The sequence below is a fragment of the Bradyrhizobium sp. TM239 genome (assembly GCF_036247985.1).
Taxonomy (GTDB): domain Bacteria; phylum Pseudomonadota; class Alphaproteobacteria; order Rhizobiales; family Xanthobacteraceae; genus Bradyrhizobium; species Bradyrhizobium ottawaense.
This window is the reverse complement of the sequence record NZ_BTIR01000011.1, coordinates 131,189-146,971: the sequence shown is the minus strand read 5'-3', so window position 1 is coordinate 146,971 and position 15,783 is coordinate 131,189. Positions and strand designations below refer to the sequence as shown.

Here is a 15,783-nt window from a genome sequence, read left to right as displayed (position 1 = left end):
CTTCGGGGGCTGATCGTGGCCGCTCCATGCCGCGAGACGGAATGGGCAGAGTTTGACGATAAGGCTAGCATCACGCGACTTTTGGCGAAAGTGCGAACGGTCCGGCAAGATGCTAGGAAACCCTGACCCTCATTCTCTCAAATGGTGATCATGCCGCTGCTGTCCATCGTGGTGCCGACCCTCGATCGTCCCGACACGCTTCGCCACGCGCTCGCGACCATGGCGTGCCAGCCTGCGCATGCGGATTGCGAGTTCATCGTTCAGAACAATGGCGGCAATCCCGAGATTGCTAGAATCGTCGCGGGTCTCCAGGACGAGCGCTTCAGGCATTTTGCCAGCGAGACCGTTCTGACCATGACCGATAATTGGGAGGCGGCGCTCGGCCACGCCTCAGGCGAGTACGTCGCCTTCATCGGCGACGACGACGGGCTGATGCCCTATGCATGTGCCACGGCATCGGAGATGCTCTCCGGCCGAAACATCGATCTCCTGAGCTGGAGCGCCTACACCTATCACTGGCCGAGCTACTACCATCCAGCCTTCCGCAACCGGCTGCTCGCCGAGATCGATCTGACCTCGTCCGTGAAGCGAGTGTCGTCACGCGACGAGCTGGCGCGCATCTTCGGCTTCCAGGCGCATTATGCGCGTCTGCCGATGATCTACAATTCGTTCGTCCGCCGCAGCGTCATCGATCGGATGCGTGCGATCTGTGGCCGCTATTTCATCGGCCTGTCGCCCGACGTGGCATCCGGTATCGCCAACGCTGCGCTGACCGACAATTTCATCCGACTGTCGCGGCCGCTGAGCATGGCCGGGATCTCGCAGCACAGCACCGGTCACGCGCTGTTCTTCGAGACCACTGATCTGCTCGAGACGCCGCGAGGGGCGCGCGATTTCGGAACCATTGACGACGAGCCCTGGCTCCCCGATCTCAACGCCCTCCAGCTCTTCATCGCCAAGGACATGCTCGTCCTCAAACGTCTGCTGCTGGCGGATGACGACGATGTGCGGCTCGACTTCAAGGCGCTGGCACAGGCGCTCGCGACCGATATCAACGATCGGCCGTCCCTGTATGATCGAACCGTGCAGACCATCGGCGAACTCGCCCGCACGCATGGGTTCGACGTCGCCGACATCATCATTCCTGCCCGCCTTGCGGATCGGCCGCCACCCGGCCGGGGTGTTCGCGTGACCGGACCGAACCGTGTGGTTTACGAGCTGGATGGTTCTGCGCTTGGGCTCAATTCGATTGCGGATGCAGTACGCGTGATCGCGCAGTTCATTCCGGGTCAGGGGCCGCTCGATCCGGCCGCTCTGAAAGCTCCCTCCTCCGCGCCGGTCCTCGGCGCAGAGGAGCTCGAATTCGCACACGGCGGAGCGGGCGTCGCCGCGTTGATCGAGGGGTGGAGCGAGCCGGAGCAATGGGGCACCTGGTCCATTGCCAGGAACTGCGTGCTCCGATTCGAGGTCCACCCCATTCCGTCACGACCGGTCGAGCTTGTGCTGGCGTGCCGGGCTTTCGTTTCCGATAGAAATCCGCAATTGCTGGCGGCATGCCGCGTCGGCAACGGAGCGCTGCAGCAACTGACATTTTCGAGAGAAGCGTTCGCGGGCTTGCGCAGGTTGATGCTCGATCCTGCCGCGATTGCCCCCGACGGGACGTTGACCATCAGCCTGTCGCTCTCCGATCCACGCTCGCCCGCCGATCTCGGACTGAGCTCCGACGCGCGACCCCTCGGCATCGGCCTCGAGCGGATCTGGCTCGATCACGATGTCCGTGCGTCTCGGGGCCGGTGATCGCCGCCTGCTCAGTACCGTAGCAGGCTCAGCTTGTGGGCGTAGTGAAAGACGGCCTGCCTCGCGAGATAGGGGGCTATGGCGCGGCGGATCTGCATCTGTGTCGGATCGAAGCCGAGAGCGCGGCGCCGCAAGATGCCCATCTCCCGGACGCCGATCGCGTAGGTCGATGCGGTCTTCTGGGCATCGTGGATTCGAAAGCAGGCGAGAAATCGCGGCAGGCGCACGAATTTGAATCCTGCGGCCTGCGCCCGCAGGATGAAGTCCCAATCCATCGCGTAGTGAAAGCTCTCGTCGATCGGACCGATCCTGTCCCACACGCGCTTGCGCCAGAACATCGTCTCCTGCGGGATATAGTCGGCATATTGCAGCGCGCGTCCGTCATGGGGCGGCAGCACGGCGCGGCCGACCTCGAGCCCCTCGCGGTCGACGAAGACGCGATGGCCATAGACGACGTCGACATGCGGATGCGACGTGAAGTAGTTGGCGACATAAGCCAGCGTCCCCGGCAGCAGCATGTCGTCGCTGTTGAGATAGGCCATGATCTCGCTGTCGACGCCGGCGAAGCCGAGATTGATGGCGTGCGACTGCCCGCTGTCAGGTTCGCTCTTCCAGCTGATGCTCTCGCCGCGGCCCTTCAGGAGGTCAGCGGTGCCGTCGATCGAGGCGCCGTCCTGCACGTGATAATACAGGTTCGGATAGTTCTGGCTCACGATGCTGTCGATCGTGGCGCCGAGATATTGCGCCTGGTTGTAGCTCGGCGTCACCATCGCGATCCGCGGTGCATTCTGGTGGATCGAGGGTGCTGGCGGGAAAGCCGTCAGGTTGAGCAGGCGCGGCGGATATTGCTCGAAGGTCCACATCGGCGGACGCCGCCAGAGGCTCCGGAGCGAAGATCGCCTTTGCCCGGCGGCGATGAGATCCTGATTCCTTTCCAGCAGCGCGACGCGATTTTCGAGCTGCTCCAACCGCTGTTCGAGGCGCTGCCTGAACTCGTCGTCCATCTATCGATCTTCCGCAAATCACAACGTACAAAAATCAATGGACCATTCTTGCAGGTCCTGGCCGGTAGCGCCAGTTCACGGTCGCGTCAAACCCGATGGTCCGGCGCGTCCGGCGCGATTCGGGAGGGCTCGATTGTTCCCGGACGGGCCGATTGCGAACCGCTATTCACGCGATTCGATCAAGGTGGCATGCAGCACATAGCGCTCCGGGCCGGACGTAACGGCGTCGAACGGCCAGCAGGTCGTGAGCACGAGTTCCACACCCTGCGTCGAGGGATCGATGCCCGACGCGTCGAAACGGACGACCGCCGAAGAATCTGCCCGATAGCGAAAATGCTTGCCGTCGCGGCGGGTGACTTCAAGGACGTCTCCGACGGAAACGTTCCGCAAGAAGCGGAAATGTGTGTCGCGATGCGCTGCATATACGGCAACACCGCGCTCGCCCGCATCAGCCGTTCGGATGATATGGCCGGGCCCGAAGGCAAGCGCTTGGCCGCTCGTGCCTTCCAGCACGATCGCGCTGGCGCCAATCCGCTTCACCTCGATTCGCGCGACCGGCCAGGTGTCGGCCCATGACCACGGTTTGATCATCTCGCCCGTCGCAAGGCTCTTGTCGAAGGCGCGCTCCAGCAGCACCTGCGCCAGCCACGCCTTGGCATGGATGTAGGCGCCGTCGCCGAACAGGATGAGGCCGATCAGTGTCAGAACCAGGGGCGATATGAGGCGGGGCATTTGTCTCTACACTCGCAGTGACCCAAAAAGGCGCGCGCGGCCGTTGCTGTGGGACGGGCGACCGCGCGCGCTAACAGAGGAGTTCGGGGAGGCTCCTCTCTCAAGCGGCGTCGGTGAGCAAGAGCCGACGCCGGTTGAACACGAACAGGATCAGGGCAAGCACGATCAGGACCAGGCCTGCGATCATCTTCAGCTCGGCCGAAGTTGCTGTCTTGGGCAGGCGGATCGCGTCGGGCGCTGCAGGTGTCGGGCGCCGTGTAGCTGGCGAGGTACGCGCATCGGCATGGCGTTCACGCAACTGCGCGGGGATCTGCGGCCGTTCGCCGAACACCTTCTCGAAATCCCAGCCGGCGGGCAGGTTGATCGGCAATTCGCTGAGCTTGAGTGGCGCGCCTTCGGGTCGGCTCGGCGTGTTGTCGACGGCGACAAGGCTGGTCAGGCGTGTGACGATCTGATGGTCGAGCGCCAGCGCCAGGATCGCCTTGTCGGCCTCCTCGGGCGCGAGTTCCCGCATGGCGCGCGCCACCTCGGCGTCACCGATCTTGCGCTTGGCCCAGAGTTTCGACAGGCCGTTGCCTTCGGCGGCATTTTGCAGCGGCAGCGTCACCGACCATGGACGATCGCCGATGCGCCCTTTGATCTCGAGCGAGCCTGCGAGCTTGTCGAGCTTTGCTGCCAGCACCAGCGGCTCGTCGCGATAGACGTCGGGGATGATCGCCGGGGTCACGTCGGCCTTGGCCTCGGAGAACTTCGCGGTGAGCCCGGTGACGGCCGGATTTTCGAGCTTGGCGAACAAGCCGCGCATGCGCTCCTCCACCTGCTCGACGGAACCGATATGGGTGAAGGCACCACGGCCGAGCTCGGCGGCGCGTGTCATCAGATGGGTGTTTGGCGCCGATCCGATGCCGACCATGAAGACGCGCGAGCGGCCGCGCATCGCCGTGATCGTTTCGAACAATTGCTGCTCATTGCCGATTGCGCCGTCGGTCAGGAAGACGACCTGGCGAATCATGCCGATGTCGCCGAGCTTGTCGGCCAGCGCGGCGCGCATCGCCGGCACCATCTCGGTGCCGCCGCGCGCCTGCAGCGCGCTCACGAACGAGGTCGCCTCGCCGACATGGGTAGCGTCTGCCGGCACGGAGGCGGGAAACAGCATGTCCATGGTATCGTCGAAGCGAATGACGTTGAAACGGTCGGTCGGCTGGAGCCGGGACAGAGCGTAGGCGAGGCTCGCCTTGGCCTGGACGATCGACGTGCCGCCCATCGACCCCGAATTGTCGATCACGAACACGACCTCACGCGGCAGCGGCTTTTGCGTCGTCTGCTCGGCGCTGGGCGGAGTGACGAAGGCGAGCAGGTAATCGGCATCGCCGACATGTTCGCGGAACAGACCGACCGACGGCGCCTTCTCGGCGGCGGGCTTCCAGGTCAGATCGAAGTCGCGGTCAGCGGGGACGACGCCGTCGGCGAGCGTGATGACACGCGCCATGTTGTCCGGGCTTTCGATCTTGACATTATGGTGGTGGCTCTTGACCTCGCCGAGCGCAAAGCCGGCCTTCAGGCGCACCGTGATGCTGGTCGGATTGACCGGTGCATTCCTGGCGGGATCCATGACTTCCGGCGAGATGCGGTCGCGGTCCGGTACCGGATCCGACGTCGCCGCGCCCCAGCCCGATCCGTCCTTGCGGAAGTCGACGCTCTGGACGATTGGCGCCGGATTGTAACGCGGTCCGACCACCAGCGGCAGGCGGAGCGAATATTCATTGCCGGATTGATGCACCGGCTCCTGATATTCGATCTGCACCAGCACGGTCTCGCCGGGGCCGATATTGGCGACCGAGTTGGTGAAGATGTTCGGCCGCTCCTGCTCCGTGAGCGCCGCCCTTTGGCCTGTGCGGCGCGCCTCTTCATAGATCACGCGGGCCTGCTGCCGCTCCTTGATATTGCCGACGATGACGCGGTCGCCGACCACCATCTTCAGCGTATCGACGGCGCCGCCGGTCGCGAGCGGATAGACATAGGTTGCTTCGACCCAGTCCTTGGTCGGATTGCGGAAGATCTGGGTGACCCGCGCGCGCAGCGTCGGGCCCGATACCGTGATGTCGACATCGATGCCGAGGCGGACCGCTTCGGTATAGGCGCCGTCCTCCTTCAGGAGGAGGGAGCCCGATTTGGCATCGCCGGGCTGGAGCAGGCTGGCCTGCTCGCTCGTTGCCGACCAGCTCGTCCCGAAGCTGACGAGCAGGGCCACGAAGGCCATCAGCATCACGGCGACGCCCTGCGCGAGAAGAAACAATCCGAGCTTGATCAGCCCCTTTAACATGGGGTGCTCGTCGCTATCGGCTGTGTCGTAGGTGTTCATTTGGCCTGCTCCCGGAGGACGTTTGCTGGCTCTGAGCATTCGCCGGGAGGGGCCGATTTCGCGAGCAGAATGATCGGTCATGTTCCGCCGCGGCCGGCCCGGGCAGGCCGCCGTGGGGCGCTCATGTGCGGTTTTGTGCTGGTTTGTCCGCCCTGCTAGAATGACGCTCCCAGGGCAGGGTCGACAATGCAGACGCAGGATAAACTCACCGACAAGCAGCTTTCGGACGAGCAGAGCCGCGAGATCGCCGAGACGATTCGCGAGGAACTCGCCAGGCGCAGGATTTCCCGGCAGGCCCTGGCTGAGCAGGCCAAGCTCAGCCTGTCGACGCTGGAGAAGGTGCTCGGCGGCCGGCGGCCGTTTACGCTGGCGACGACGGTGCGGCTGGAGCAGGCGCTGGGCGTCTCCTTGCGCAAAAGCCCGGTCGTGGCGGCGCCTCAGGCCGCCAACGATGTCGCTCCCGACAGTCTTGGCTCCTATGCGCATCGCGCCGTGACCTGGCTCGAGGACGTCTACATCACGCTGCGGCCGTCGTTCGGCGACAAGGACGCGATTTTCGCGTACCGCACCGAGATCGTCTGGGAGCCGAAGGTGTCTTCGCTGGTCTTCCGGGAGGGCGATCGGACCGATGCCGCCTACGAGCACACCGGCGAGGTCGCCGTCCCGCATCAGTCAGGCTTCATCTACCTCGTCATCATCAAGCACGGCCAGCATCGCGTGATCACGGTGTCGCGGCCGACGGTTGCCGGCGAGATGTACGGCATCATCTCGACGCTCCGGGCCGGTCCTGGCTCGCAACTCACACCCATCGCGGCGCCGATCGCCTATGTGCCGCTCCGGAACGTCCCGAAGCCATCGCTGGGACGGGTCGGGCCCGGCGACATCAATCATACGTTGTACGGAAAGCATCTGCGCCGCACGGTGGAAGAATCGTTCGCACAGTTTCTGTCGGTATAGTCCGCGAGAAAGAATCCGGAATGGCGTTGCCTGCGTCTATAAGGGGGCATGCAGGACGCGCCCGCGCCATGCAGCGGCGAATCTCCGCTGTTTTCCATCATCATCCCGCTCGAATATCACCGCGGGCAATGGGAGCAGTCCTGGCTCGGTTGGACGTCGCAGACCGCAGATAGATCGCTTTACGAAATAATCCTGGTGGTGCCGCCGGGCTTCGCCGCGCGCGAGGGGCTGAAGGTGCTGGCTGGCGACGAGGCGCGCCTGGAATTCACCGCTTCGGATCACGACATCGGGCTCTGCGCATTTGGCGCCGCCAAGGCCCGCGGTAGTTATCTGTTCTTCACGGAGTCGCATTGCTGGCCCGAACCCGACGTAATCGAGCTGTGCATCCGCGCGATCGACGCGCATCCCGACTGGGCCGCCTTCTCCTGCCGCTCGGTGCCGATCTGCCATAACAGGCTCTCGGAAGCCGAGGCCACAATGTACCAGGCCGACATCGAATTCGGCATGAAGCAGCATCCCTGGCGCAAGGTGCTCGATCAGTGCTTCGTGACGCGGCGTGACGTCTATTGGGAATGCGGAGGCCTGCGCGAGGAGCTCGGCCATTTCGCCGAATGGGTGCTGGCCGCGGCCTACCACGCGAGAGGCCACGCCATCGGTTATCTGGAGGAGGCGCGCTTCCATCATTATTACATCGGCGAAATCGGCGAGCTCAAGACGTTCACGCTCGATTTCGTCGAGGGCGAGATCCGCTATCTCGGCGAGGCTCGCCGCGAACCCGGCAGCGAGCTGCTCGAAGTTCCAGTCGAATGGGTCGAATGGGCCGGATTCGACGTATCGCTCGCCCGCGCGGCGTTGAATGCGCTCGTGCATTACTGCTTTGCAGGCCGCGGCTGGAGGCAGCCTGGGGAAAAACTGCGCGCCTTCTGGCATTGGGGGGCACTGGCTCTGTGCGGCGATCTTCCGGCGCGCTTCGCCGCGCGCCTGGCCGTCCTGCAATCTCATCTCGGTCTGAGAGCGCTGACGATGATCGGGTCGAGCGAGGCGATCGCGCGATGGATGAGACGCTACATCGCCTCGCTGATCCATCTGCAGCGGCTCGAATGCATTCGTCGCATTCGCGGTCATGCCGGGCCGGCGGTGAAATTCCTGGGAGATCGCGTTCTCGGGCAAGCCGGATTCCATGCGCTCGAATCGTCAGCGGGGCACACCTTCCGCTGGAGCGAGCCCCAGGCCGCCGTTCGCATCCAGGGGGGCGCGGGCCGCAACACCGTTCGGATCCGAAGTCCCGCCTTGCGCGCGCCGCTGCGCGAGATCGGTGCGCATTTCTATCTCGACGGCGTGCGCGTTGATGCCTCCGCGATCGCAATCGGCCCCGATAGCTATACGATGGACCTCGATCTGCCGCCCTCGGGCATCGCCATCCTGGCATGGTCCTGCCCCGTGTTGACGGGGATTGGCGATTCCCGCCGTCTTGGCCTTTCCGTGGCATCCATCGAGGTGAGCCAGGATGCCGGAGCTTCAATCTCAGCCTAGAGCCTGATCCGGAGAAGTGCCTGGCGGTTTTCCGAGAAGATTATGCTCAGACAACGACCTAAAGCGCGATGACGATCCATCCTGATCTCATCGCGCTTCAGTCCCGCAAGGTTGGTGGGCGTGGAGCTAGCCTCCGGTTTCGGCGCTGATGATATCGCCAAACAGTTCCCACTGGCCCTTCTTGAAGCGCCACATCTTGAGCTGCTCGATCGGCGCGAAGTCCGTGGCGGAGGTGTTGATCCTGATCCCCGGGATCAAGGTGTCGGGGACGAAGTCCTTGAGACTGGCGGCCTGCTTCATCACGTTCTCTCGGGTCAGGTTGTCGCCCGACTGCTTCAGCACCTGCACCATCGTCTGGGCCGCGGCGTAGGCGTAAACCAGATTGGCGTCCGAAATGTTCGCGCCGGGCATGTACTTGTCGATGAAGGCCATGAACTTCTTCATGCCCTCGTCGTCCTTCCACTGCGGATCGGACGCGTCCTTCAGATAACCGGCCGACAGCACGCCTTCGGATGCCTCGAGGCCGGCCGGCTTCATCACTGCGCCGATCGACACCGAAACGTCGGTCATCAAATGCATCGGCTTCCATTCCAGCTCAGCGATCTTCTTGATGGCCTGCGCCGCGAATTTGGGGGTGGCGATGTTCACGAAAACATCGGCGCCGGTGCCCTTGAGCTTGACGATATGGGCGTCGATCGACGGCTCCGACGTCTCGTAGCTCTCTTCGGCCACGATCAGCTTCGATGCCTTGTCACCGAACACGTCCTTGATGCCGGCCAGGTAGTCCTTGCCGAAATCGTCGTTGGCATAGAAGATCGCGACCTTCGCGTCCGGCTTCTCCTTCAGAATGTACTTGGCGAAGATCTGGGCCTCGACCCGGTAGCTGGGCTGGAAGCCCATCGTCCAGGGAAAATTCTTCGGATCGTTCCACTTGCTGGCGCCGGTGGCGAGGAACAGCTGCGGTACCTTCTTGGCATTGTGATACTTCTGCACAGCGGTCTGGGTCGGGGTGCCGAGCGCGTTGAAGATCAGGAACACTTCGTCGCTCTCGATCAGCTTGCGGACCTGCTCCACGGTCTTCGGCGGCGAATAGCCATCATCATAAGAGATCCAGTTGATCTTGCGGCCGTTGATGCCGCCCTGATCGTTGATCATCTTGAAGTAGGCTTCCTCGGTCTTGCCGATGATGCCGTAGGCGGAAGCGGGACCGGAATAGGCCTCGACATTGCCGATCCTGATCTCGGTGTCGCTGGCGCCGGTGTCGTATTTCTGCGCGAAAGCACCCTGAGTGGAGAGCAATGTCAGGGCAGTTGCCGCGGCGAGCAGGACGAGTTTCTTGTTCTTCATGGAAATTCCTTGGGGTTTCTTGTTGGGTAGGGCAGGCACTTCAAAAGAAAAAGCGCCCGCGAGGGGCGCTTGGGTCAGGCGTTGGCGACTTTCCTGTCGACTTCGGAGGCCACCGAGAACTCCTTGCGCAAGGTTGGCTTGTGGATCTTGCCCGTGGCGTTGCGGGGCAGCGCGTCGACGAAGCGGATCTGGCGTGGACATTTGAAGCGCGCCAGATTGGCCGCGCAATGCGCGAAGACGTCGGCCTCGGTCAGCTTTTGGCCCGGCTTGGCCGCGACGATGGCCAGGCCCACTTCGCCCCATTGCGGATCGGGAAGGCCGATCACGGCGGCTTCGGCGACGGCCGCGAGCTGGTGCAGGACGTTCTCGACCTCGGCCGGATAGACGTTCTCGCCGCCCGAGATGTACATGTCCTTCCAGCGGTCGACGATGTAGTAGAAGCCCTCCTCGTCGACGCGCGTCGCGTCACCGGTGTGCAGCCAGCCGTCGGTAAAGGAAGACTTGTTCGCCTCCGGCCTGTTCCAATAGCCCGGCGTGATGTTCGGCCCCTTGACCCAGAGCTCACCGAGTTCACCGACATCTGCATCGCTGCCGTCGGGCCGCACGATGCGCACTTCCGTGTGCAGCACGGGCTTGCCGGCGGAGCCGGCCTTGCGCGCCGCATCCTCGCGGTCGAGCACCAGCACGGCCGGCGAGGTCTCGGTCATGCCGTAACCCTGCTGGAGCGCGACGCCGCGCGCTTCCCAGACTTTCAAGAGCGGTACCGGCATCGGCGCGCCGCCGACACCGCCGACGATCAGCCGGCCGAGATCGGTCGTTGGGAAAGCGGGGTGTTGCGCCATGAACTGGTAGATCGCGGGCACGCCGAAGAACACGTTGATGCCCTGCGCGGGATCGTTGATCAGGCCGAGCGCGGTACCGGGATCGAACGCGCGCATGATCATCACGGTGCCGCCGGCATGCAGCACCGGATTGGTGTAGCAATTCAGCCCGCCGGTGTGGAACAGCGGCAGCACGGTGAGCAGCACCGAGGACGGTCCGATACAGGCGGGACCGCCGAGATTGACGCAATTCCAGAAGGTCATGCCATGGGTAATGGTCGCGCCCTTCGGATGTCCTGTCGTGCCCGACGTGTACATGATGGTCGAGACGTCATCGAGCGTGACCTGCTCGATCGCCGCGAGCGGTTTTGCGCTCGCGATGCCGGCCTCATAGGACCCGCCGGGGCCGAGCAGCAGGCAGGTCGCGATGCCGCACAGCTTTGCGACGGCAAGCGCGGTCTCGGCGAGATCGGTGTCGTGGATCATCACCTTCGGCGCGCAATCGCCGGTGATGAACTGAAGCTCGGGAACGGTGAGCCGGGTGTTCAGCGGCACGAAGATGGCACCGAGGCGGCCGCAGGCGAACTGCACCTCCAGCGTATCGGTCGTGTTCAGCGCCAGCACCGCGACACGGTCGCCGCGTGAGACGTTCAGCGTGTGGCGCAGGAAAGAGGCGAGGCGCGAGACTCGGGCGTCAAGCTGCGCATAGGTGAAGCGGCGCTCGCTCGCGAGGTCGATCACCGCAACCTTGTCAGGCGTGCGGCGGCCATGATGAACGATCCAGTCGTAGTAACGAACGGCCAAGAATTCCTCCCTCGGCGGTCTTGTGCCGCCTGCATCCTTATTGCCGTGCACCATGCCCGGCATGGCCTTGGGCCAGCCGGAGTTGGTGCATCGACGTCTTTTTTATTTGGAGTTGGCGCGCGAGGGGGCAAAATCGTCTTGCGTTGAGTTGCTAGGCGAGAGCCTGCGTCGAAGCGGTTCGCCGGTCAGCCACTCTGCGCAAGTGAGCCGCCGATGTTCCGGCCATGGTGGGAGAGACGAATCCGTCCGCGAGGCGAGAGTGCGATGAAAAGCCCGTTCTATACCGCCGAGCATGACGCCTTCCGCGACGTGATGCGCCGCTTCGTCGAGAAGGAGATCACTCCGTTTGCCCATGAATGGGACGAGGCCGGCGAATTCCCGCGCGCGCTGTACCGCAAGGCGGCCGAGATCGGCCTGTTGGGGCTGGGATTTCCCGCGGAATATGGCGGCATCGCCGCCGACCAGTTCATGAAGATCGTGGCAAGCCAGGAGCTGGCGCAGGCCGGCGCGGGCGGCGTCAGCGCCAGCTTGATGAGCCACACCATCGGCTCGCCGCCGATCGCGCGGGCTGCGCGACCCGAGGTGAGGGCACGCGTGCTGCCGCAGGTGCTGTCAGGCGAGAAGATCTCCGCGCTAGCGATCACCGAGCCGGGCGGCGGTTCCGATGTCGCGGGGCTCCGCACCAAGGCGGGTCGTGATGGCGATCACTACGTCGTGAGCGGCGAGAAGACCTTCATCACCTCAGGGATGCGGGCCGACTATCTGACCGTTGCGGTACGCACGGGCGGCGAAGGTGCCGGCGGTGTCAGCCTGCTCCTGATCGAGGGCACCACGCCCGGCCTGTCCCGGACGAAGCTGAAGAAGATGGGCTGGTGGGCCTCCGATACCGCGACGCTGCATTTCGACGAATGCCGCGTGCCGGCGGAAAACCTGATCGGCGAGGAGGGGCAGGGCTTCAAGATCATCATGCAGAACTTCAACAGCGAGCGCATGGGCATGGCGGCGGGCTGCACGGCTTTCGCCCGCGTCTGTCTCGACGAGGCGGTCGCCTATGCCAGAGAGCGCAAGACGTTCGGCAAGCCGCTGGCGCAGCATCAGGTCATCCGCCACAAGATCGTCGACATGGCGCAGAAGGTCGCCGCGTCACAGTCCATGCTGGAGATGCTGGCGTGGCGGCTGGAGCAGGGCGAAAGTCCGGTCGCCGAAATCTGCATGATGAAGAACCAGTCGACGCAGACCATGGCGTTCTGCGCCTCGGAAGCGGTGCAGATCTTTGGCGGCGCCGGCTTCATGCGCGGCATCAAGGCCGAACGCATCTACCGCGAGGTCAAGGTCAACGCGATCGGCGGCGGCACCGAGGAGATCATGAAGGATCTGGCGTCGCGGCAGATGGGGTTGTGACCCTCACCGTCATTCCGGGGCGCGCGCAGCGCGAGCCCGGAATCCATCGTGCCGCAGATGCCGTAGAGAAATGGATTCCGGGCTCTTCGCTTCGCGATGCCCCGGAATGACGAGAGGACAAAAATGCTATTCACCGCCGACCACGACGACATCCGCCGCAGCTTGCAAAAGTTCATCGCCAACGAGATCAACCCTCATGTCGATGATTGGGAGAAGGCCGACATCTTCCCCGCCCACGAGCTGTTCAAGAAGATGGGCAGCCTCGGCTTTCTCGGCCTGAACAAGCCGGTGGAGTTCGGCGGCTCCGGCCTCGACTATTCCTACGCGCTGATGATGGCCGAGGAGCTCGGCGCCATCACCTGCGGCGGCGTGCCGATGGCGATCGGGGTGCAGACCGACATGGCGACGCCGGCGCTGGCGCGATTCGGCTCCGACGAGGTGCGGCGCGAGTTTCTGGCCCCCTCGATCTCGGGCGATTTCGTCGCCTGCATCGGCGTCTCCGAGCCCGGCGCGGGCTCCGACGTCGCCTCGATCAAGACCCAGGCGCGCACCGATGGCGACGATTACGTGATCGACGGCGGCAAGATGTGGATCACCAACGGCACCCAGGCCGACTGGATCTGCCTGCTCGCCAACACCGGCGATGGGCCGGTTCACCGCAACAAGTCGCTGATCTGCGTGCCCATGAAGAGCAAGGGCGTCACCGTTGCGCGCAAGCTCGACAAGATGGGGATGCGCTCCTCCGACACCGCGCAGATCTTCTTCGACAATGTCCGGGTGCCCAAGCGCAACCGGATCGGCGATGAAGGCAAGGGTTTCACCTACCAGATGATCCAGTTTCAGGAGGAGCGGCTCTGGGGCGCCGCCGCCTGCCTGAAGTCGCATGAATACATCATCGACCAGACCATCGCGTACACCCGCAACCGCAAGGCGTTCGGCCAGAGCATCCTCGACAACCAGGTCGTGCACTTCAAGCTGGCTGAGATGCAGACCGAGGTCGAGCTGCTGCGCGCGCTGATCTATCGCGCGGCCGAGCAGCTGGTCGCCGGGGAGGATGTGACGAAGCTTGCGACCATGGCCAAGCTGAAGGCCGGCCGTCTCGGCCGCGAGCTCACCGATGCCTGCTTGCAATATTGGGGCGGAATGGGCTTTACCAACGAAACGCCGGTCAGCCGCGCCTATCGCGACAGCCGCCTGACCTCCATCGGCGGCGGCGCCGACGAGGTCATGCTGATGGTCCTGTGCAAGATGATGGGCACGCTGCCCGGCAGCAAGGGAAGTTCCTGATGATCACGCTCTATCATTGCGACGCCGCGCGCTCGTTCCGTCCGCTCTGGATGCTGGAGGAGATGGGGCTGCCCTATGAGCTGAAGATGCTGCCGTTTCCACCGCGGGTCTTCGCCAAGGAATATCTCGCGATCAATCCGCTCGGCACGATTCCCTTCATGGTCGACGGCGAGACCAAGATGACCGAATCCTCCGGCATCTGCCACTATCTCGGCATCAAGCACGGCCCGACGCCGCTGATGGTCGGACCCGAAGATCCCGCCTATGGCGCGTTCCTGAACTGGATGTATTTCAGCGACGCCACGTTAACCTTTCCGCAGACGCTGGTGCTCCGATACACCCAGCTCGAGCCGGAAGAGCGCCGCAACCCGCAGGTCGCCGGCGACTATGCGAAATGGTTCCTAGGGAGACTGCGCGCCGTCGAGGCAGCGACCGCCAATGCCGAAACCTTGTGCGCGGGCCGCTTCACCGCGGCTGACATTGTCATCGGTTATGCGCTTCGGCTGGCCGACAATATCGGGCTAGCCAAGGATTTCGGGCCAAATGTCGCAGCATATTGGGCGCGCCTGCAGCAGCGCGACGGTTTCAAGCGCGCAGTTGCTGCGGAACAGAAGGCTGGCGCCGAGCAGAATGTTGCACCGCGCGTGAGGGCATGAACCTCCGCAGGTCAGGACTATAAGCCTCACCATGGTTCCGGACTGACACAGCGCGGTCCTGGGATGCCAACGCTTTGCGCCATGACAGCGCTATCCCGTCGTGACAGCGCCCAAATTTCCGCTAAGGTGACCCCGTCCGCAGCGGCCAGAGAGCCGCGCGAGGAGGACCCCAATGGAAGATATAGGTCGCGAATCCGACCATCTGATGCTGATCACGCCGGAGCGGGTATTCTATGCCGGCCTGCTCGGCCGCCCTCGCAAGCGGACCCCCGGCTGCTGCCATATCTACGTCGCGGTGAAAGGCAGCCTGCATCTGACGATCGACGACGTCCACACGTCGGACGAATTGATCGTGACCCTGCCGAACCAGCGGCACACCATTACCAGCGACTATCGCACCGTGATCAGCGTGACGCTTGAACCGGAAAGCATGCCGGATGGCGTGATCGAGGCCTTGGCCGAGCGGCTGCGCGGGCCCGACAAGGCCGCCTATGCCCGCAAGATCCTCGCCGCCTACGCGCTGCTGCGCCAGCGTCGTTATGGCGACATCACCACCGCCGAGTTCGACGAGATGTGCTTCGGCGAGGCGCTCGCCCGCCGCGTGCTCGATCCGCGTGTGACCCGGGCGGTCGCCCGCATCGGGCGGTTCTCCGGCGAGCCGGTGACGGCCGACACCTGCGCGGCGGAAGCAGGGCTCTCGGCCTCGCGCTTCCTGCATCTGTTCAAGGAGGAGACCGGCATCTCGTTCCGCTCCTTCCGCGCCTGGAAGCGCGCGCGGCATCTGCTGCACTTCGCCAATCAGGACCTCAACCTCGCCCATCTCGCGCAGGATATCGGCTATCCCGATTCCACGCATTTCAGCCATTCGATCCGACGCTTCTACGGATTGAAGCCGCGCGCGATCTTCGTTGGCTCGCGCGACCTTGCGATTTATCGCAGCACCGAGACGGTGCGATTGGCGGAGGCGAGCTAGCTCCGCTGCCGTAGGGTGGGCAAAACGGAGCGTGCCCACCATCTTCGCCAACTATCGAGACGTGGTGGGCACGGCGCAAGGCGCCTTTGCCCACCCTACGAAAGCTCGT

General features: G+C 63.9%; 12 protein-coding genes. 7 read left to right on the top strand and 5 right to left on the bottom strand.

From position 1 onward, the window contains the following. The first annotated feature begins 150 nt into the window (after nucleotides 1-150). Complete coding sequence (locus AABA84_RS19140) at nucleotides 151-1,797, top strand: glycosyltransferase family 2 protein (RefSeq protein WP_338312759.1); 1,647 nt, start codon at nucleotides 151-153, stop codon at nucleotides 1,795-1,797. 11 nt (nucleotides 1,798-1,808) lie between these two features. Here the strand turns inward: AABA84_RS19140 and AABA84_RS19135 are convergent, their stop codons facing one another. The 3 genes from AABA84_RS19135 to AABA84_RS19125 all read right to left on the bottom strand — a co-directional run bounded on the left by AABA84_RS19135 (nucleotide 1,809) and on the right by AABA84_RS19125 (nucleotide 5,895). Next, entirely contained in the window at nucleotides 1,809-2,801 is a 993-nt protein-coding gene (locus AABA84_RS19135) for a glycosyltransferase (RefSeq protein WP_212243814.1), read from the bottom strand. 162 nt (nucleotides 2,802-2,963) lie between these two features. Beyond that, nucleotides 2,964-3,533, bottom strand: a complete 570-nt coding sequence (locus AABA84_RS19130; protein ID WP_338312758.1) for a class GN sortase — start codon at nucleotides 3,531-3,533, stop codon at nucleotides 2,964-2,966. Nucleotides 3,534-3,633: 100 nt separating this feature from the next. Continuing rightward, on the bottom strand, nucleotides 3,634-5,895 hold the full coding sequence (locus AABA84_RS19125) for a marine proteobacterial sortase target protein (RefSeq protein ID WP_338312757.1): 2,262 nt from the start codon (nucleotides 5,893-5,895) through the stop codon (nucleotides 3,634-3,636). Nucleotides 5,896-6,081: 186 nt separating this feature from the next. Here AABA84_RS19125 and AABA84_RS19120 point away from each other — a divergent pair, with 186 nt between their 5' ends. Next, a complete protein-coding gene (locus AABA84_RS19120; RefSeq protein WP_212243819.1) occupies nucleotides 6,082-6,852 on the top strand; it encodes a helix-turn-helix transcriptional regulator in 771 nt (256 codons plus the stop codon). 48 nt (nucleotides 6,853-6,900) lie between these two features. Continuing rightward, entirely contained in the window at nucleotides 6,901-8,385 is a 1,485-nt protein-coding gene (locus tag AABA84_RS19115) for a glycosyltransferase family 2 protein (RefSeq protein WP_212243826.1), read from the top strand. 126 nt (nucleotides 8,386-8,511) lie between these two features. Here AABA84_RS19115 and AABA84_RS19110 read toward each other — a convergent pair whose 3' ends face one another. Together AABA84_RS19110 and AABA84_RS19105 are read right to left on the bottom strand one after the other, a co-directional pair. Continuing rightward, nucleotides 8,512-9,732 carry an ABC transporter substrate-binding protein gene (locus AABA84_RS19110; protein ID WP_338312756.1) on the bottom strand — a complete coding sequence of 407 codons (1,221 nt, stop codon included), beginning with the start codon at nucleotides 9,730-9,732 and terminating at the stop codon, nucleotides 8,512-8,514. A 74-nt stretch (nucleotides 9,733-9,806) separates the two neighbouring features. After that, nucleotides 9,807-11,357, bottom strand: coding sequence for an acyl-CoA synthetase (locus AABA84_RS19105; RefSeq protein ID WP_338312755.1), 1,551 nt, complete (start codon nucleotides 11,355-11,357; stop codon nucleotides 9,807-9,809). 264 nt (nucleotides 11,358-11,621) lie between these two features. Here AABA84_RS19105 and AABA84_RS19100 point away from each other — a divergent pair, with 264 nt between their 5' ends. The 4 genes from AABA84_RS19100 to AABA84_RS19085 all read left to right on the top strand — a co-directional run bounded on the left by AABA84_RS19100 (nucleotide 11,622) and on the right by AABA84_RS19085 (nucleotide 15,674). Further along, nucleotides 11,622-12,758: an acyl-CoA dehydrogenase family protein gene (locus AABA84_RS19100; RefSeq protein ID WP_338312754.1), complete on the top strand. Its 1,137-nt coding sequence runs from the start codon at nucleotides 11,622-11,624 to the stop codon at nucleotides 12,756-12,758. Nucleotides 12,759-12,881: 123 nt separating this feature from the next. Next, entirely contained in the window at nucleotides 12,882-14,045 is a 1,164-nt protein-coding gene (locus tag AABA84_RS19095) for an acyl-CoA dehydrogenase family protein (protein WP_338312752.1), read from the top strand. Continuing rightward, a complete protein-coding gene (locus AABA84_RS19090) occupies nucleotides 14,045-14,701 on the top strand; it encodes a glutathione S-transferase family protein (protein WP_338312750.1) in 657 nt (218 codons plus the stop codon). The genes AABA84_RS19095 and AABA84_RS19090 overlap by 1 nt, the downstream gene beginning before the upstream one ends. Before the next feature lie 172 nt (nucleotides 14,702-14,873). Then, the gene (locus tag AABA84_RS19085) at nucleotides 14,874-15,674 is read left to right on the top strand and encodes a helix-turn-helix domain-containing protein (protein WP_338312749.1); all 801 of its coding nucleotides are present in this window, start codon (nucleotides 14,874-14,876) and stop codon (nucleotides 15,672-15,674) included. The last annotated feature ends 109 nt before the right edge of the window (nucleotides 15,675-15,783 follow it).

Bases quoted from the DNA above. Each gene is read 5' to 3' on its own strand.
- AABA84_RS19140 (WP_338312759.1), top strand. From the start codon at position 151: ATGCCGCTGCTGTCCATCGTGGTGCCGACCCTCGATCGTCCCGACACG.
- AABA84_RS19135 (WP_212243814.1), bottom strand. From the start codon at position 2,801: ATGGACGACGAGTTCAGGCAGCGCCTCGAACAGCGGTTGGAGCAGCTC.
- AABA84_RS19130 (WP_338312758.1), bottom strand. From the start codon at position 3,533: ATGCCCCGCCTCATATCGCCCCTGGTTCTGACACTGATCGGCCTCATC.
- AABA84_RS19125 (WP_338312757.1), bottom strand. From the start codon at position 5,895: ATGAACACCTACGACACAGCCGATAGCGACGAGCACCCCATGTTAAAG.
- AABA84_RS19120 (WP_212243819.1), top strand. From the start codon at position 6,082: ATGCAGACGCAGGATAAACTCACCGACAAGCAGCTTTCGGACGAGCAG.
- AABA84_RS19115 (WP_212243826.1), top strand. From the start codon at position 6,901: ATGCAGGACGCGCCCGCGCCATGCAGCGGCGAATCTCCGCTGTTTTCC.
- AABA84_RS19110 (WP_338312756.1), bottom strand. From the start codon at position 9,732: ATGAAGAACAAGAAACTCGTCCTGCTCGCCGCGGCAACTGCCCTGACA.
- AABA84_RS19100 (WP_338312754.1), top strand. From the start codon at position 11,622: ATGAAAAGCCCGTTCTATACCGCCGAGCATGACGCCTTCCGCGACGTG.
- AABA84_RS19095 (WP_338312752.1), top strand. From the start codon at position 12,882: ATGCTATTCACCGCCGACCACGACGACATCCGCCGCAGCTTGCAAAAG.
- AABA84_RS19090 (WP_338312750.1), top strand. From the start codon at position 14,045: ATGATCACGCTCTATCATTGCGACGCCGCGCGCTCGTTCCGTCCGCTC.
- AABA84_RS19085 (WP_338312749.1), top strand. From the start codon at position 14,874: ATGGAAGATATAGGTCGCGAATCCGACCATCTGATGCTGATCACGCCG.